14 protein-coding genes are annotated in these 17,377 nt (G+C 71.2%); 8 read left to right on the top strand and 6 right to left on the bottom strand.

Annotated elements, in window-relative coordinates; genetic code table 11:
* Positions 1 to 271 precede the first annotated feature (271 nt).
* The 5 genes from EV385_RS26895 (at position 272) to EV385_RS26875 (ending at position 10,547) form a co-directional block, all read left to right on the top strand.
* Positions 272 to 2,545 carry an ATP-binding protein gene (locus EV385_RS26895; RefSeq protein ID WP_165449619.1) on the top strand — a complete coding sequence of 758 codons (2,274 nt, stop codon included), beginning with the start codon at positions 272 to 274 and terminating at the stop codon, positions 2,543 to 2,545.
* Positions 2,512 to 5,910, top strand: a complete 3,399-nt coding sequence (locus EV385_RS26890) for an ATP-binding protein (protein ID WP_207230177.1) — start codon at positions 2,512 to 2,514, stop codon at positions 5,908 to 5,910. The genes EV385_RS26895 and EV385_RS26890 overlap by 34 nt, the downstream gene beginning before the upstream one ends.
* A 192-nt stretch (positions 5,911 to 6,102) precedes the next feature.
* The gene (locus EV385_RS34070; RefSeq protein WP_165449618.1) at positions 6,103 to 8,778 is read left to right on the top strand and encodes a winged helix-turn-helix domain-containing protein; all 2,676 of its coding nucleotides are present in this window, start codon (positions 6,103 to 6,105) and stop codon (positions 8,776 to 8,778) included.
* Between the two features lie 144 nt (positions 8,779 to 8,922).
* The gene (locus EV385_RS26880) at positions 8,923 to 9,519 is read left to right on the top strand and encodes an Hsp20/alpha crystallin family protein (protein WP_207229965.1); all 597 of its coding nucleotides are present in this window, start codon (positions 8,923 to 8,925) and stop codon (positions 9,517 to 9,519) included.
* 179 nt (positions 9,520 to 9,698) lie between these two features.
* Positions 9,699 to 10,547 carry an aldo/keto reductase gene (locus EV385_RS26875; protein WP_130511966.1) on the top strand — a complete coding sequence of 283 codons (849 nt, stop codon included), beginning with the start codon at positions 9,699 to 9,701 and terminating at the stop codon, positions 10,545 to 10,547.
* 99 nt (positions 10,548 to 10,646) lie between these two features.
* Here EV385_RS26875 and EV385_RS26870 read toward each other — a convergent pair whose 3' ends face one another.
* The 4 genes from EV385_RS26870 to EV385_RS26855 form a co-directional block, all read right to left on the bottom strand.
* Positions 10,647 to 11,189 (bottom strand): YflT domain-containing protein, encoded by a 543-nt coding sequence (locus tag EV385_RS26870; RefSeq protein WP_242625093.1) that lies wholly within the window; start codon positions 11,187 to 11,189, stop codon positions 10,647 to 10,649.
* A gap of 8 nt (positions 11,190 to 11,197) precedes the next feature.
* The gene (locus EV385_RS26865) at positions 11,198 to 11,638 is read right to left on the bottom strand and encodes a DsbA family protein (RefSeq protein WP_130511965.1); all 441 of its coding nucleotides are present in this window, start codon (positions 11,636 to 11,638) and stop codon (positions 11,198 to 11,200) included.
* Positions 11,639 to 11,642: 4 nt separating this feature from the next.
* The gene (locus EV385_RS26860) at positions 11,643 to 12,041 is read right to left on the bottom strand and encodes a DUF2267 domain-containing protein (protein WP_242625092.1); all 399 of its coding nucleotides are present in this window, start codon (positions 12,039 to 12,041) and stop codon (positions 11,643 to 11,645) included.
* Positions 12,042 to 12,270: 229 nt separating this feature from the next.
* Complete coding sequence (locus EV385_RS26855) at positions 12,271 to 12,948, bottom strand: BON domain-containing protein (protein ID WP_130511964.1); 678 nt, start codon at positions 12,946 to 12,948, stop codon at positions 12,271 to 12,273.
* 207 nt (positions 12,949 to 13,155) lie between these two features.
* On the opposite strand from EV385_RS26855, the gene EV385_RS26850 reads away from it, so the two are divergent.
* The 3 genes from EV385_RS26850 (at position 13,156) to EV385_RS26840 (ending at position 16,332) form a co-directional block, all read left to right on the top strand.
* Positions 13,156 to 13,920: a hypothetical protein gene (locus tag EV385_RS26850; RefSeq protein ID WP_130511963.1), complete on the top strand. Its 765-nt coding sequence runs from the start codon at positions 13,156 to 13,158 to the stop codon at positions 13,918 to 13,920.
* Between the two features lie 179 nt (positions 13,921 to 14,099).
* Entirely contained in the window at positions 14,100 to 15,518 is a 1,419-nt protein-coding gene (locus tag EV385_RS26845; protein ID WP_130511962.1) for a hemerythrin domain-containing protein, read from the top strand.
* Positions 15,519 to 15,654: 136 nt separating this feature from the next.
* Positions 15,655 to 16,332, top strand: coding sequence for a BON domain-containing protein (locus EV385_RS26840; RefSeq protein ID WP_130511961.1), 678 nt, complete (start codon positions 15,655 to 15,657; stop codon positions 16,330 to 16,332).
* 154 nt (positions 16,333 to 16,486) lie between these two features.
* On the opposite strand, the gene EV385_RS26835 is transcribed toward EV385_RS26840, so the two are convergent.
* On the bottom strand, positions 16,487 to 16,894 hold the full coding sequence (locus EV385_RS26835) for a four-helix bundle copper-binding protein (protein ID WP_130511960.1): 408 nt from the start codon (positions 16,892 to 16,894) through the stop codon (positions 16,487 to 16,489).
* Between the two features lie 24 nt (positions 16,895 to 16,918).
* Positions 16,919 to 17,368: a DUF1931 family protein gene (locus EV385_RS26830; protein ID WP_130511959.1), complete on the bottom strand. Its 450-nt coding sequence runs from the start codon at positions 17,366 to 17,368 to the stop codon at positions 16,919 to 16,921.
* Between the last annotated feature and the right edge of the window lie 9 nt (positions 17,369 to 17,377).

Below are 17,377 nucleotides of genomic sequence, written 5' to 3'. Positions count from 1 at the left end.
CTTCCCGTTCCGCGCGTGCGACTTGTGAACATCGACGGTCGAAACTATGTGGTCGGAGGCCGTCCGGGCGCCCCACGGCCGCGCACTGGTGTCATTCGGGCAACACATCGGCACGTCCGGGCCGTCTCAGTGGTGAGCGATGATCATCGAATGCGGGTCTCGCCGGGCAGATCGCCTGCGGCGGCGCGGGAGCTTCAAGGAAACTTCACCGCGCCTCCACGATCCCTTCAGGCGCATCCAGGGATGCAACATCGTGGTTACATTGACCGCTATGGTCGGCAGAGAAGGCGCCGGGAAGCGGCACGAGATGCATGTCCGCCTACTCGGTCCGGTGCGGGCGCTACGCGACGGGTCGGAGCTTGATCTCGGTTCGCAGTACCGCCGCGCGCTCTTCGCCGTCCTGGCGATGCACGCCAACCACCCCGTTTCCCGCGAGCAGCTCGTCAACGCGTTGTGGGGTGCCGACGCGCCGCCCAGCGCCGTGGGCAACCTCTACACCTACGTCTCGACGCTGCGAGCCGCATTGGAGCCCGGGCGCGACCGCTGGTCGGCCGGCCAGGTACTCAGCTCCGGCGCCGGCAGTTACCGCCTGCAAATGCCTGCTACAAACATCGACGTGTGCCAGTTCGACGCGCTGCGTGACCGGGCCCGCGAGCTACGTACGGCGGGTGACCTCGACGCCGAGCTGCCCGTGCTGCGGTCCGCCCTCGAGCTGTGGCAGGGCGAGGCGCTGGCGGGCATTCCGGGCCCGTTCGCGCAGACCCAGCGGATGCGGCTCGGTGAGCTGCGGCTGGCCACCGTCGAACGGCAGGCCGCCGTAATGCTGGAGGTGGGACGCCACGAGGACGTCATCACCGAGCTGCGTGCGCTGGCCGAACAGCATCCGCTCCGGGAGAATCTGCACGGCCTGCTCATGACCGCGCTGTGCCGCGCCGGCCGGCGCACGCAGGCACTGGACGTCTACCGTCGCGTCCAGGATCTGCTGATCGAGCAGGCCGGCACGGAACCCAACGACACGCTGCGGCAGCTGTACCAGAGGATCGCTGCCGGTGACACCGATCCCCGCCCACCGGACACCGGTGCGCTGCAGCGCGAGCCGGTGCGGTCCGCGGCCGGTTCCGCCGGGTGGGCGGCGGGGGCCGGAGCCGGGGGCCGGCCACCGTTCGTCGGGCGGGCGGCGCAGCTGCGCCTGCTGCGCCGCGCGGTGGACGCGGTGCGGGCCGGACGCGGAGGCAGCATCTGGATCGACGGCGAGCCGGGCAGCGGCAAGTCCGCCGTGCTCACCGAGGCGCTGCGCGACGCCGGGCGCTCCGGTTGCCGGGTGCGGTGGGGGGTCGGCGACGAACTGGCCCGGCAGGTGCCGCTGAACGTCCTGCTGGAGTGTTTCGACCCGGATGTGGACGCGGCGTCGGGCGGCGTCGCCGGGCTGGTGCAGGCACTGCGCAACCCGGCCGGTGAACTGGCTGGCGACCCTGCCGCGACGGTGGACCAGGCCCTGACCCTGGTGCAGAGCGTGTGTGCCCGTTCACCGCTGATACTGGTCGTGGACGACCTACAGTGGGCGGACGACGTCACCCTGCTGGTCTGGGACGGCCTGCACCGGCTGACCCGGCGACTGCCGCTATTGCTCATCGCCGCCACCCGCCCCCTGCCCCGCCGCGGGCGGCTCGACATCCTGCGCAGCCTCGTGGCGGGCCACGGCGCCGAGATGACCAGTCTGCCGCCACTGGAGCCCGCCGAGGCGGCCGCGCTGGCCCGTGCCCTCGCGCCGGCGCACGGCCCCGCTCTGGTGGACTCCGCGGTAGCGTCCGCGGGCGGCAATCCCTGCTACCTCACTCACCTGCTGGCCGCCGACGTCACCACCGGGGCACCGTTAGCGCTGGTCTCGGCCGTCGACCGGCATCTCGAACCGCTCACGGACGAGATGCGGCAGATCCTTCGCGCCCTCGCCCTGCTCGGTGAGCACAGCACCATCGCGGAGCTGTGCGCGGCGACCGGCCGCAGTTCACCCGCGGTGATCCACACCGTCGATCAGGCGCTGCTCGCCGGACTGCTCACCGGCTCGGTGGCCCACGCGTGGTTCCGGCACCCCGTAGTCCCGCGAGTACTGCGCGATCACATACCCACCGCGCTACGCGGACTGCTGCACCACGAGTACGCGGAGAGGATCGCGAAAGCAGGCGGCAGCCCGGAACAGGTACTTCGACAGCTACTCGCCGGTCCGGCTCGCCTGGACGCCTGGGCGGCCGGGTGGCTGGTGGAACATGCGGACGCCCTGTCCGTACGGATGCCCGAAGCCACCACCGACGCGCTGCGCCGCGCGACCGCCCAGCCCGCGCTCGAGCAGCCGATGCTGCAGCGGCTCACCGCATGCCTCGGCCGGCACCTGTTGCGGCGCGGCCTCGCGGCGAACCCCGGGGCGAACCGGGTCAAGGCGCGTACCTCGGATCCGGCGCTTCCCACCCGGCTCATCCTGGACCTCCGGCCACCCGTACGCGGAAGGAGCAGCACGTGCCTGGCACCGCCGACGATCATCTGCGGGTGACCCTGCTCGGGCCCGTGCGGGCCTGGCGCGGGGACCGCGAGCTGGCGCTGGGACCGGCCCGGCAGCGGACGGTCTTCGCCGTGCTGGCCGCGCAGGCCAACCGCCCGGTCGGCCGCGACGAACTCGTCAAGGCGGTCTGGGGAACCGAAGCGCCCGAAACGGCCGCCGGCAACATCTACACGTACGTCTCCGGGTTGCGGCGCTGCCTGCGGCCGGGCACCCCACCGGCCCTGGGTGGGCCGGAGGTCCTGACGTCCGGCCCGGCCGGGTACACCCTGCGGCTGGCGGACGGCGCCTCGGACCTGGACCGCTTCCAACGATGGTGCACTGAGGCGACCGATCTGCTCGCAGCCGGGAACCCCACGGGCGCGGTGGCCCTGCTCGACCACGCGCTGGGAGTATGGCACGGCGACGCCTACGCCGGACTGACCGGCCCGTTCATCGAGGTGGACCGGCAGCGCCTCACCGGGCTGCGCCTTACCGCCGTGGAACAGCGCGTCCGCACCATCCTGGACTCCGGTGGCGACGACGGCCTGGTCGCCGAGCTGACCGGCCTGGTCCGCGAACACCCGCTGCACGAACCGGCGTACGAGCTGCTCATGCTGGCGCTGCATCGGGCAGGCCGGCACACCGAGGCGCTGGAGACCTTCCGCGACGCGCGGCGCACCCTCGTCGACGGGCTCGGCGTGGAACCCGGCCCGCGCCTGAGCAGGGTGCACCGCAGCCTGCTCAGTGGCACGCGCCAACCGGACGCGGAGGCAGGCCCGGTGCCCGGGGCACCTGAGCCGGGCACCAGCGGGCACCCGTACGTTGGCCGCGGCATCGAGCGCGACCTGTTGCGCCGGTTGGTCAGGGACGTGGCCGAGGGCTTCGGCGGCGCGGTGTGGATCAGCGGCGAGCCGGGCATCGGCAAGTCGGCGCTGCTGGCGGTGGCGTTCGGCGACGCCACCCGGCATCGCTGCCGGCTCGTCCAGGGCGTCGCGGACGAGCTGGGCCAGCGCGTCCCGCTACAGGTGATCACCAGGACGCTCGGTCTGGACGACCTCACCGACGGGGTCGAGGCCGCCGCCGACCAGCTGATCGCACACGTACGCAGCCTCTGCGCGAACGCCCCGCTGGTACTCGTGATCGACGACATGCACTGGGCGGACGAGGCCACCATGCTCGTCTGGGAGCGTCTTGCCGCGGCGACCCGGCGGCTGCCCCTGCTGCTCGTCGCCGCCGGCCGCCCCGAGCCCAACGGCCGCGACCTGTCCCGGCTGCGGCGCGGTGTCGAGGCCCGGCAAGGCCACGTGCTGACCCTGCGGCCGATGCCGGCCGAGGACATCATGACCCTGATCGCCCGGATCGTCGGCGCCGAGCCCGGGACGTCCTTGCGGGCGCTGACGCCACGGATGGCCGGCAACCCGCTGTTCGCCCGCGAGCTGGCCAGCGCGCTCGTCCGGCAGGGCGCGGTGCACATCGTCGACGGGGTCGCCGACGTCGATGCCGGTACGGCCGCCGAGGCGCCGCAGTCCCTGCTCGCGGCCGTACACGGGACCGTGGACTTCCTCGGACCCGACACCCAGGGGGTGCTGCAGCTCGCCGCGCTGCTCGGCATGGAGTTCGCGGTCGCCGACGTGGCCGCGGTGACCGGACGTCCCCTATCCGCGCTGATGAGCTGCCTGGACGAGGCGGTGGCCGCGAACGTCGTCGTGGACGCCGGACGGAACCTGGCGTTCCGGCACCCGTACCTGCGGCAAGCCCTGCGCGAGCGGGTCCCCGCACTCGCCCGGGCGATCATGCACCGGCACGCGGCGCAGGCGCTGGCGCGCGGCGGGAGCTGTGCCACCCGCGTCGCCGAGCAGCTGACCGCCGAGGCACCCGTCGTCGACGCGTGGGTGGTGTCCTGGTTGGCCGACCATCACACCGAGCTGGTCCGGCGGGCTCCGGAGCTGGCCAGCCAGCTGATCCAGGGGGCGCTGGACACGGACCTACCGGACGGGGCCCAGCGCGCGACGCTGCTCGCGGCGCTGGTCCGGGCGGAGTACCGGCTGGAGCGGCATCCGGTGGCACAGGCCCGGCAGGCACTGGCGGTGGCCACCGATCCCGCCGACCGCGAGGAGATGCGCTACCTGCTGGCCATCGAGTTGTTCCAGGGCGGGGACAGCGCCGGCGCCATCGTGCTGCTGCGCGACGCGGTGCACGACCCCGCCGTACCCGATCATTGGCGCAACCGGCACCGGGCGCTGCTGGCCAGCGTCCGGCGCGGCAACCTCGACGACCTCGACCGGGTGGAGCGCCGCGGGCAGCAACTGCTCGCCGAGGCGGTCGCGGCCGGGCAACAGTACGACGCGGCATGGGCCCTGCAGAGTCTGTGGCACACCGCCTCGGTCCGCAGAGACCACCAACGGGCGCTGGAGCACGTCGATCGGGCGCTGACCATCGTGCGCGAGCCCAGCCTGGCCGGTACCCATCTCGACCTGCTGGACAACCGCGTCTTCACGCTGCAGAACCTCGACCGCCTGGACGAAGCGCAGCAGACGTTGCACGAGGCCGCCCGGTTCGCCCAGCGGCATGGCATCGCCTCCGGGGTGCCGCTGGCGGCCGCCGTCCACTACTACTGGCTGGGTCGCTGGGACGAGGCGATGGCCGAGATCAGCACCATGACCGCCGACCCGCCAGGCACCACCTTCCACGGCATCCGCGAACCCGGCGCCACGACGATGCTGCTGCATGGCCTGGCCGCGCTCATCGCCGCACACCGCGGCGCCCCGGAGTTGACCGCCGCGCACCTCGAGGAGGCCGATTCACGGCCCGCGTCATTCTCCGAGCGGGAGAGCTGCGACTTCCTGATCGTCGCCCGGTCCCTGCTCGCCCAGCAGGAGAACCGGCCTGAGGAGGCGCTGTCCATGCTGGCCCCGCTGCTGTCGCCCGCGTACGCCCCGCTGATGTTGCGCCACCAGTGGCTGCCGGACGCGGCCCGGCTGGCCCTCGCGGTGGGCCGCCGCGACGTCGCCGAGCAGGCGGCGACGATCTGCGCGGCCGAGGCCGCGAAGGAGGTCGTGCCGGCGCGGGCTTTCGCGGCAGCAGCCCGGTGCCGCGCCCTGATGAGCGACGACCCAGATCCGGCGCTAGCGGCGGCGGCGCGGTACCGGGCGGTGGGCCGGGTACCCGAGCTGGCCGCCGCCCTGGAGGACGCCGCCGTGCTACTGGCCGGGCGGGCCCGGTCCGCGCAGGCCCAGGCGACCGGCCGCGAGGCGGTTCAGCTGTTCGACGCCCTGTCGGCGACCTGGGATGCGGGCCGAGCGCGACGCCGGCTCGGCGATGCCGGAGTCTCGATCGACGGGGCATCTGACCTACCGGTCACCGTGGTCACGTCCTGACGTCCCCGTCGCTGCCCTTCAACGCCTGCTAGCGGGCCAGACGGGCCTTGCACCAGCACGTACGCCCGCGCACCGTTCGCGCGGCACCGGGCCCGCACCACGGATCGGTAGTCCTGCCAATCGACAATCTCCGGCGGCGCTGGTCGGATCGAGACAGGATGTAGTCCCGCGACGTGGGTGAGGGCCGCTCGGATGACGACCATCGAAGACGCACCGACCGCCGAGGGGCGCTCAGTCCCGCTGCCGACGTCCCCAGCGCCCGATCCGGAGCCGGCCGGCGTGCCCGCACTCGGCCGGCAGCTGTTCCATGTCGCGCGGCCGCAGCTGCTGTCCCGTCTCGAGGCCCGGCACGCCCGCCTCACCGTCGTGTCCGCGCCAGCGGGCTGGGGAAAGACGACCCTGCTGGCGTCGTGGACACACCGCCAGCAGAGCCCTGTCGCCTGGGTGGCCGGTGGCAGCAGGGCCGGGTTCTGGCACCGGCTGACGACCGCGGTCGCCACCAGTACACCGATCCTGGCCGAGGCGGCCGCCACCGCCGATCCGGCGGACGGCCCAGCCCGGCTTGCCGGAATGCTCGGGGACACGTCGTCGCCGCTGGCGATCGTGGTCGACGACTGCAACGACGTCGCCAGCCCGGACGCCCTGGCAGATCTGGCACAGGTGGTGCGGATTAGCAGCGGGCCGGTGCGGCTGGTGCTGGCCTGTCGCGGGACTCCAGCGCTCCCCCTGCACCGGTGGCGGATGGACCGGCAGCTCGTCACGCTCGGCGAGGACGAACTCGCCTTCTCCATCGACGAAGCAGCGGACCTGTTCGCGGGCCAGGAGGTGGCGCTGCCCCGCCTGGCCGTAGCAGATCTGCACGCCCAGATGGAGGGCTGGGCCACCGGTCTCCGGCTCGCCGCCACCGCCCTGGCGCACCATGCCGAGCCGGCCCCGGCGCCGCTGGACGCCGGGGCGATCGACCTCATCGCCGACTATCTCGGCGCCGAGGTGCTGGCCCGGCTCGATCCCCAGGTGCGCCGCATGCTTGTGGAGGCCTCGGTCGCCGAGCGCCTGACCGCCGGTCTGCTCAACACGCTCACCGACCGTGTCGACGGCGCCGCCGTCCTGGCCGACCTGCAGCGGCAGGGCGCGTTCATCCGCCGGTACCCCGCCCCCGGCGACTGGTATCGGCTGCATCCGATGCTCAGCCGGGTGTTGTACCGGGAATTCACCCGGCACGACCGCGACCGGGTCGGCGGGGCCCACCGCCGGGCGGCCGACTGGTATCTCATTCAAGGACCACCGATCGAGGCGCTGCGGCATCTGCTCGCGGCCCGCGAATGGGAGCGGGCGGCCGACGTGCTGCACCGCCACTGGCCCGACATCACGATCGGCAGCCGTCGGCTCGACGTGGGGCCCATCGTCAGCTCCCTGCCCGGGCCCGACGCCCCGGCGCACGTGGTCCTGGCGATGGCGGCGGAACGGCTCGACGCCGGCGACACCGCCTCCGCCCGGTATCTGCTGCACCTGGCCGAGGCCGACCCGGACGAGGGCGAACCCGCGGCGTCCATCATGACCGCCTTCCGGCTGGCCACCGCGAGACTCGACGGTCATCTGCACCGCGCGTGCTCGACGGCCGCCGAGATCCTGGCCGAACCGGCGGTGGAATCCTCCGCGGCGGACATGCTGCGGCCGCTCGCCCTGCTGTCCCTGGGTGCGGCGAAGCTGCACCTCGGCCAACCGACCGAGGCGTTCCGGTGTCTCGGTGAGGCGCAGAACCTTGCCCGGCGGCGCGACCTCGCTCACGTCGAGATCAGCGCCACCAGTCATCTGGCGGCCTGGTATGCGGCGCTCGGTCATCTGCACGACGCGGTCCGGACCGCCCGGAAGGCGCTCGAGCTGGCCGCCCGGCTGGGTCTCGGGCAGGTGACCGATCTGAGCTGGAGCAGGCTGGCGCTGGCCGAGGCGTACTTCCAGTGGGACCGGCTCGACGACGCCTGGTTCTGCGCCGACGCGGCCCTGGACAGCTCCTGCGGTGACCGGCTGATCCAGCTCACCGGGACGATCCTGCAGACCCGCATCCGGGTGGCCACCGGCTGGCTGACCGAGGCGCACGACGCGCTGCGAGCCGCAGACCACGAATGCGGCACCGCGGACCTGCCGGCGCCGGCCCGGCGCGCCCTCGCCCTGGCGGAGGCCGAACTCCGGCTCGCGTGCGGCGACCCCGCCGCCGCCCACGAGCGCCTGAGATCCTGGCCGGACGCGGAGCCGTTACCGGCCCAGGCTGCGGTCGTCGAGGGATCCGTCCTGCTCGCCGAGGGCCAGCCGGCCGCGGCGATCACCGTGGTCGCGCCGTACCTGACCCGCGCCGATACCGGAACGTCACTGACCTGCCGGGCCCACGCGGGTCTCGTCGCCGCGCTGGCCGGGAAGGCAACCGGGCACCGGGATCAGGTCATGCATGGTCTCGGGGTCGCGATGAAGGTGGCCGACGAGGAAGGGCATCGGCGCTGCTTCACCGCAGGCGGGCACGCGGTACAGGCCCTGATCGAGTCGGTGGGGCCTGCGATGTCCGCGTACCCGCCGGTGGTCGCCGCGCTCACGGCCACGATCGACCCGCTGGTCGCGGAGGCGTCCGGGCCACACCTGTCATCGCACCAGGGCGCCGGGTCCGCCATTGTCGGCACTCTGGTAGAACCGTTGACCAGCCGGGAACGGACCGTGCTGCGGTATCTGCAGGGCACGCTGTCGCATGTCGAGATCGCGGCCCTGCTGTACATCTCGGTCAACACGGTGAAGACGCACGTGAAGAACATCTACCGCAAGCTCGGCGCCGACCGGCGCAAAGAGGCGGTCCGGCTGGCCCGCGAGCTGCGACTGCTGTGAGGTGTTCTCGGCCGCCGCCCGGTTACCGAAGGCGTGCCGGTGCACTGCCGACGTGCCCACTCCGGCCGTCCATCCGCTCGCTGTCGGCCGCCGCCCTCGCTGAGCTGATCACCGCTCGCGAAATCACCTGCCGAAGGGTGAGTCGTGCTCACCCCGGTGCTGATGACGATGACGATGACGGAAGTGCAGCACCGCATTTCGTCCGGTACGGACCCGATCCGTAACCGTCGCAGCCCCGGAAAGGACCTGGTTAGCGTGACCATCACCGTCCCCGGCCGTTACCGCCGCTCCCCCAACGTGCCGACCCGCCGCGGCGACCCGATCGCCGAGTTCGAGCAGCTCCAGGAGCAGATGAGCCAGATCATCAGCAGCTTCCTCCGGGGAGAGCAGAACCTCGGTGTCGCCGCCCAAGCACCGTTCTGGGTGCCGGCGGCCGACCTCGAGGAAACGGACGACGCTTACGTCCTGGAGCTCGAACTGCCTGGTGTCCGCAAAGACGACGTCAACATCGAGGTGCGGGACAACGAGCTCCGCGTCACCGGTGAGATCAAGCAGAAGGAGCGCACAGGGATACTGCGCCGCCAGATGCGGCGGGTCGGGCAGTTCCAGTACGTGGTGGCCCTCCCCGGGGACATCGACCCGGAGCAGGTGGAAGCGTCGCTGCACGATGGCGTACTGACCGTGCGTCTGGGCAAGGCGGCCGCCAGCCAACCACGACAGATCGAGGTCCGGGAGAGCTGAGGTCGTGCACGACGTTGCCAGGACCCCGAAACGCTGGGTGGCCATGCGGCCAGACGCCCAGCAGTGCGCGTAGCACCTGCGCCGCCCGGCGCGCTCGCCGACGAGGCGGACGGTGACAGACATCGTCCCACCGCACGGCCACGACCTCGGGACCGCTGCCCAACGAGCAAGGAGGAAGGATGTACGGACCCGTGATCCGTCGCATCGCCCTGCCGGCCGGAGAGACGATCCCCGTGCTGGGGCAGGGCACCTGGCACATGGCGGAGATCCCCGAGCGGCGGAAGGCCGAGATCGGCGCGCTCCGGCTTGGTCTCGACCTCGGCATGACCCTGATCGACACCGCCGAGATGTACGCCGAGGGCGAGACCGAGCGGCTTGTCGGCGACGCGATCGCTGGGCGCCGTGACGAGGTGTTCCTGATCAGCAAGGTGCTGCCGTCGCATGCGACGCGCCGGGGCACCACCGATGCCTGCGCGGCGAGCCTGCGCCGGCTCAGGACCGATCGGCTGGACATGTACCTGCTGCATTGGCGGGGTTCCACGCCGCTCTGGCAGACGATCGATGCCTTTGTGGAGCTGAAGGAGCGTGGTTGGATCCGTCATTGGGGGGTCAGCAACTTCGACGTGATGGATCTGATCGACCTGTGGCAGATCCCGCGCGGACTCGACGTGCAGACGGACCAGGTGCTCTACAACCTCGCGCGCCGCAGTCCCGAGTACAACCTCCTGCCGTGGTGTCGTGAGCAGAATCTGCCAGTGATGTCGTACTCACCGATGGAACAGGGTGATCTGTTGTCGCATCCGGCGGTGCGTGGTGTGGCGGAGCGCAACGACATCACCCCGGCCCAGGTCGCGCTGGCGTGGGTGCTCCGGCAGCCACTGGTCTGTGCAATCCCCAAGTCGGGATCGGCCGCCCGTGTACAGCAGAACGCGGCGGCCGCTGCGATCAGGCTCAGTCCCCAGGACCTGACCGAACTGGACCTTGCGTTCCCGTCGCCGATCGAGGCCCGCCCCCTGGAAACCCTCTGAGGTCAGATGACGCTGCCAATCGGCGGCGGGGGCCACACGGACGGTGCGGTCAGCCACCCCCGCTTCGAAGCGGGGGTGGCAGGCTACGCATGAAACGTTCTATCGAAGGTGGCCTGCGGCGCGGCCACGACCCGGGGCGGTGGGGGCGTCGAGCAGTTGGATGGCCTGCGGCACGACCTCAGCGTCGACGAGGACGTCATAGCTCTCGGCGCGCATGCCGGCAACGGAGCTGAAGTCACGCCGGCCGCCGGTGAGGGCGTGGCCGAGCAGGCCGAGCAGGCCGCCCGCGACGGCGCCGAAGATTGCCCCGTACAGGGCCAGCAGCAGGCCGGAGATGAGCGGGTTGACCCAATCGAAGAGGCCGAACAACCAGCCGAAGAACGCGCCCAGAACGGCGCCGTAGACGGCCGACTGAGCGGCGGCGCGCCAGATCGTCAGCCGGCCGGTGATCCGCTCGAAGCTGGACAGCCCGCGGCCGACGATGGCGGCGCGCTGCACGGGAAATCCCTGGTCGGACAGGTAGTCCACGGCCCGTTCCGCGTCGGCATAGGTGGGGTAGGAGGCAACCACGACCTGCCCGTCCGCTAAGCCGACTGGCGTCGGTGAGGTGGCGTCGGATCGTTTGTCGCGCTGCGGCTGCATCACGAAGATCACTCCTTTGTATCGATGTCTGGTGACGGTCGTGCTCCCGCCGAAATGGCGGACAAGCGTCCCTCAGGGGCACTCGTCGTGTCCGATGCGCGCGCCGCCGCGTCGAGCGTCACCGGACTGAGCCGGTCCTGGTTGGCGAACAGCCAGTCGTGGACCGGCCAGAACCGACCCCTCGCCCCCGCAGCCTCGGCGGCCTCGGCGGCCGGTTCCGCGTACGGGTGAACGTTGATCAGCGGGAAGTGACGGTACGCGAACCGCATCAGGTTCATCCGTCGGCGCAGCAGTTCCTGCACGATTGTGTGCGCGCGTGCACAGTACGGGCACTGGTAGTCGCCGTACTCGACGAGGGTAACCGGCGCATCCTCGGGACCGAGAACATGATCTCGATCGTCGACAGGTACGGCGAGCCGGCCACCAGTTGTCGTCAGCGGAGAAGTCACGTCATCACCCGGTCGCCACCAGCTGGCCGAACTCCCTCGGCAGCTGGGCCATCGCGTCCGTGAACTCCTTGTGCCCGGCCGTGTCGTGCAGAGCCGAGAGCACCGCCGCCACGCCCCGCTCGGCGGTCGGCCGGTCCACCCCGGCGTATTCGGCGACCCGGCGCATGAACTCGTCGTAGGAGAACGGCACGGCCGGCTCGGTCAGCTTGATCAGGTAGGGCCGGAGCTGGTCCGGTACGCGTTCGGCCAGATCCTCGGCCTCACCGCCGCTGATCCGGGCCGCGAGGGTGAGCAGAGTGCCCTCGGTGAGCAGCCGGGCGGTGTCCTCGGACACACCGGCCCGCTCGGCCACCTTGTCGATGAATGCCAGTTCCGCCATCGCGGTCACCTCCTTCTTCTGCACCACCGCCGACGCTACGAAGGCCCGAGATGGAGCCGGCTCACCTGACGGGGGTGAATCCGACGACGAGTCATCGCCGAAGCGGGCCGAGCCCTGGTGCAGCAGAACCTGCGCAGACCTTCGCGCACGCGCGGACGAGGTGCCCCGGGGCTCAGCCCGCCGACCCTGAGGTTGGTGTCGATCAAGGCCCGCACCTGCAGCGCGGGATCGAATCGGCCGACCACCGAGGGGTTCAGTGCCCCACGACGATGTGGTTGTCGACCTCGGTCACGCCCGGCGTCGACCACGCGGCCCTCTCGGCCTCCGCGGCCTCGACCCAGGAGCGCACGGATCCGGCCAGGGTGACCTTTCCGCCGTCGGCCGTGACGGTGATCTTGCGCGCGTCCAAATCCGCGCTGCGGAGGAACGTGGACACGATCCGGTCCTTCACGTAGTCGGGCACCGGGGTGTTGTCCGGCCGTACGGTGATGAGGTTCGTGATTCCCCTGACGCCGGTCAGGTTTCGGATCACCCGATGCGCCGCGAGCCGCTGATACTGCCATTCGACCTCGCCGCGCAGGGTGACCCAGCCGTTGGAGACCGACACCTGCACCGCGTTCGTCGGGATGCGGGTGTCCCAGGCGAGCACCTGCACGGCAGACGCGGCGATGCCGGCGTCGGTTTGCTTGTCGCCGGCCGGCAGGCGTACTTCGATCTCATTGGCCACGGCCTTGACGCCGCGTACGCGCAGCGCGGCGCGTTCGGCGGCCCACCGCTTGGGGAGGCTGCTCACCCACCCGGTGAGCGTCGCCACCCGGTCGTCGACGATGACGCCGATTTCGCTCTGCCTGATCTCCACGTCGAACTTCAGCTCGGTGAGCACCTCCCGCCGGATGTCCTCGTCGGGCGGGGCGGTGGATGTGGTGGCCATGTCGGTGCCCTCCGAGCCTGCGACTGCGGTCGCGCCTTCGGATGGCACGAGCGCATCCCCAGGACGGTGGACCCGGGACGGATGAGCGCGGCTCACCCACCGTGGGGGAGATGCAATCCGGTCATGTGCTGTCCGGACACTTCGCCAGACGACGTCGCGCCCACCGGACACCCTGCGGATTACGGTACGGTCGGCAATGCTGAACCAATGAACCGGCCACCGCTCGACCGCTGCACCGACGGCCTCCCCCTACCGCCGGGCGACGACCTGGACTCGGTGGGGCCGTTTGTGATCCGGTGCGTCTACGCGCTGCCTCGCGACGGCACCGACCGCCGCCTCGGCGAGGATGGCACGATCAGCCGCTCGCTGTCGGCGATGCAGGCGTGGTTCGCCGCGCAGACCGGTGCCCGATTGCGCTTCGCCGACGAACCGGTGCGTACGGTCCGGCTGCCCGAGACCGACGCCCGGATCGCCGACCGCGGTTCGTACGTCCGGGACCGGATCGAGCGCCTGTCGCGGCGGCAGGGCTTTCACGAGCCGCGCACGCTGTACGCGGTCTGGTACGACGGCAGCAGCACCATTTCGTGCGGCGGCGGCGCCTGGCCACCGGAACTTCGCGGCCGGGTGGCGGCGCTGTACCTGCAGGGCGCCTACGACGACGTGGTGTGCGCCGAGGATCGGTTCAGCCCGGACGGAGTGGCACCGGAGATCAACGAGTTCAAGATGCTGCACGAGATCCTGCACACCATGGGCTTCGTCCCGCCGGGCGCGCCCCATCACACCCGGGCCGGACACGTCGGCGACAACCACAACGACCTGATGTACGCCGGCGACCCGCCCTGGAACCCGTCGGTGATCGACCCGTACCACCAGGACTACTTCCGCACCGGGCGGACCGACATCCCGGACCTGGCCCGGAGCAGTTTCTTGGACCCGTTGCCGGCCGGCGCCGAGCCGCCGCCGGTCTGGTGATCTCAGCCGCGGTCCGCGCCGGGCGGCACGCCGCTCGAATCGACCAGACGCTGCAGGAGGCGCCGGGAACCACCCACTCCAGGTGACCCGATCTCCCCCACCCTGGCGCGACGATGTCGCCGACGGACCCACCGGAGGAGGCACGGGTCCGGCCACATCCGCGACGCGGAGGAGATCTCGTGTTCGATCCGCTGGAGCACCCTGGAATCCCGGTCGACCACCATGGCCGCCACTGGCACGAATTCGACGTCGAGCCGCTCGACACCCGCGCGACCGACCCGTTCACCCTTCGCCGGATCAGCGTGATGGCGGCCGTCGAAGCGAATGCCGAGCATTTCGACCGGCAGTTCGCGAACCGTGTCCAGGACGCCGACGCACGCCGGTCGGTGAACCGCCTGGGCGACGCGACCGCCGCACGGCGACGGCACATAGCGGCGGTACGGGCACCGGTCCGCGGCGCGGCCGAGTACGCGATCAACCGTGAACGGGCCGCGTTCGACACGGCCGGCTGGGCGGCCCGCAACGAGCGCGAACCGGACCGGTCCTGGGCGTACCGGCAGCGGGCGTGGCAGCACCTGGAACGCCTGCGCCGCTCCGCCGAGTCGGGCGACCGCGCACATCTCCCCTGGGCCAGTCAGGTCGCCGACGAGGTGGACGGGTTGTGGCCGCCGCGGACCACTGCGCCGCCTCGCAGCTGGACGTACTCCGCCCCGGTGACGCAGCCGCTGTCGCTCCTGCACGACTGGATGGTGCACGCGGGCGATCGGCGGGCAGCCGGGTACCGGCCCGAAGCCCGCGGGGGTGGCTGGGAAGCACTGGTGGTGCACGAGTCGGCGAGCTGCTATCTGTACTACGCATTCATGGCCGAAGAGGACGACCCGCGGCTACGGCCGATGTGGGAACTACATCTGCAGATGCAGCTGGCGCATCTGCATGCGGCCTCGGATCTGCTACGCCGGTACTCCGATCGCGACTCGCACGAGGTGATCGGCGAGGGCCTGCCCGAGCCGGTGACTCTGCGAACCGACCGTCCGCTGGTCTGGGTCCACGAGCCGGATCGGCCGAAACGGAACCGCAAGCCCCCGGACAGCGGGCCAGACGTTTTGGAACTGCTGACCGCGCAGCACGCTCGGACAAGCCGGCTGTTCAGCCGCGCCGGGTCCACCGGAGACGGGGCGCACATGGCGTTCGGTGATCTGGCCCGGCTGATCGCGGTGCACGAGATCGCGGAGGAGCAGATGATCCACCCGCTCGTCCGGCGACTGCGCCCAGACGACCAGCTGGCCGACCGTCTTCTCGACGAGGAACGTCGGATCAGCGACGCGCTGTCCGACGCCGTACGCGCCGCCGCCCACGGCCACCTCGACGACACGGTCGGCGGCCTGCGCGACATGGTGACCGCTCACTCCCGCCGCGAAGAACATGACGAGTTCCCGCGGCTGCGCAGGAGCGTGCCGGTACAGGAGCGCAGGGAGATGGGCCGGGCGGTCCGCGCGGCCGAGGCGGCGGCCGCCGCTGACGCGGGTCCGCGGGACCCGGCGCGGGCCGTGGCACAAGCGGCGGACCGCGTCCGCGACGCGCTCGCCGACCTCACCTGAGGCGCGGGCGTGCTTCTACCCTGCCGCGGGTGAGCCGCACTCATCCGGTCCTGGCCGAGGGTCGAGGCAGGGCCCGGCCAACCACGGCGCGAGCGGGCCGGCACGGCGGACGAACGAGAGGTCTTGGAGGACCGGCATGGTCAGCACAGCTACGACCCGGACCGATGAGGACATCCAGCGTGAGGTGCTGCGCGAACTGAAGTGGGACGCCGAGGTCGCGCCGAACGAGATCGGCGTGGCTGTGGAGAACGGCGTAGCGACCCTGACGGGCCGGGTGGGCACGTTCAGCAAGAAGTGGGCCGCCGAACGCGCGGCACTTCGTATCCGCGGGGTCAAGGCCGTCGTCAACAACATCGAGGTACGCCTGGCGCCCAGCGACGAGCAGACAGACGTCGACCTGGCCCGATCCGTCGCGCGGGCGCTCGAGATGGACTCGCTCGTACCGGACGACATGGTGAAGGTCTCGGTATCCGGCGGCTGGGTCACGCTGCGCGGCGAGGTGGACTGGGACTATCAGCGGCAGGAAGCGGAACGGGTGGTCCGGAGCCTCACCGGCGTCAAGGGGGTCAGCAACTTCATCACCGTACGGCCGCGTAGCGGCCCGTCGCCCCATGAGCTCAAGATGAAGATCGAGGAGGCCCTGGTCCGCACGGCCGAGACAGACGCGGAACGGATCCACGTCACCACCCAGGGCAGCAAGGTGATCCTGACCGGGAGCGTACGGTCGTGGGCGGAGCGTCGCGAGGCCGAGCGTGTCGCCTGGTCGGCGCCCGGGGTCACCGAGGTGGAGAACCTGATCACGATTACCCCTTGAACCGCGATCCGTACGTCCGCCGCGGTGCTCGTCCATCACGGGCACCGCGGCGGCTGTATGTGCCGTTCAGGTCGGACCAGCGTCTCGTCCACCCGGCGCCGGCGTCGTGATCACTCGTGGGCCGCCGGCCTATCCGAGCTCGTGGGCCGCCGGCTTATCCGAGTGAGCCCAGCAGGTGCCGGCACGCCTGACCGCATTTGCGGCAGGCCTCGGCGCAGATCCCGCAGGCTTCGTTCTCCAGCGCGTGTTTCCGGTGTTCCTCGTAACCCTCGCGGCAGGTCTCGATGAGAGCCCGAAGGACCGCCTCGGTCACCGCGCGGTCGTAGGCGGTGGGCCGGGACAGCACCCGCATCGCCACCGTGGCCATGTCGGCGCAGTTGAGGGCCGCGCCGGTCGACCTGCCCAGGTGGGCCGCGGACGGGTCCGCGACGCACGCGTCCGCGCAGGACGTACAGCTCTGCGCACAGTTGAGGCACTCCTGGACGGCGATCACCAGCGCGTCCTCGTCGATGCCCGGCAACGTACGGGGATGAGCGTTCAGTATGGCCGCCACGTCCGTCATCAGACTGCGCTCCTCATCATGTGCTCACATCAGCTCGTCGAAGATCCGCATGGCGCGTTCCCAGTGCTGGCTCTGCGGGTTCTTCACCTCGGGGTCGACGGCCTTGACAATCTTGGCCAAAGCCAAGCCCAGTCCCCCGACGATCTCGGGCAGCCGCGCCTCGGTGTCTTCGCTGGGCATGCGGTCCAGCGGCGGGTACGTCGCCAGCCGGTCCAGGATCGGCTGCAGTTCGATGTCGTCGTCCATCTTCCGAAACGTGTGGATGTTCTCCTGAACCCCTTTGGTGATGGGCAGATCGTACGGCTCGATCAGATCCCGGCGATTGGCCGACGCCGTAGCCTGCGCTACCACGAGCAGGTCGTAGAGCTTGTGCTCCACGAAGTCGGAGAAGCGTTTGAGGTCGTCCTTGTCGACGTCCAGTTCGGCGGCGAGCCGGAAGAAGCGTTCGAACCTGGCGACTCCGAAGACGGGCATGAGAGGGTC

Origin of the sequence: Krasilnikovia cinnamomea (assembly GCF_004217545.1) — a bacterium.
Lineage (GTDB): Bacteria > Actinomycetota > Actinomycetes > Mycobacteriales > Micromonosporaceae > Actinoplanes > Actinoplanes cinnamomeus.
This window is presented reverse-complemented; position numbering and strand designations above follow the sequence as displayed.

Coding starts and splice junctions, on each gene's coding strand:
- EV385_RS34070 (WP_165449618.1), top strand. CDS start 6,103: ATGACGACCATCGAAGACGCACCGACCGCCGAGGGGCGCTCAGTCCCG.
- EV385_RS26835 (WP_130511960.1), bottom strand. CDS start 16,894: ATGACGGACGTGGCGGCCATACTGAACGCTCATCCCCGTACGTTGCCG.
- EV385_RS26840 (WP_130511961.1), top strand. CDS start 15,655: ATGGTCAGCACAGCTACGACCCGGACCGATGAGGACATCCAGCGTGAG.
- EV385_RS26855 (WP_130511964.1), bottom strand. CDS start 12,948: ATGGCCACCACATCCACCGCCCCGCCCGACGAGGACATCCGGCGGGAG.
- EV385_RS26875 (WP_130511966.1), top strand. CDS start 9,699: ATGTACGGACCCGTGATCCGTCGCATCGCCCTGCCGGCCGGAGAGACG.
- EV385_RS26830 (WP_130511959.1), bottom strand. CDS start 17,368: ATGCCCGTCTTCGGAGTCGCCAGGTTCGAACGCTTCTTCCGGCTCGCC.
- EV385_RS26895 (WP_165449619.1), top strand. CDS start 272: ATGGTCGGCAGAGAAGGCGCCGGGAAGCGGCACGAGATGCATGTCCGC.
- EV385_RS26850 (WP_130511963.1), top strand. CDS start 13,156: ATGAACCGGCCACCGCTCGACCGCTGCACCGACGGCCTCCCCCTACCG.
- EV385_RS26870 (WP_242625093.1), bottom strand. CDS start 11,189: ATGCAGCCGCAGCGCGACAAACGATCCGACGCCACCTCACCGACGCCA.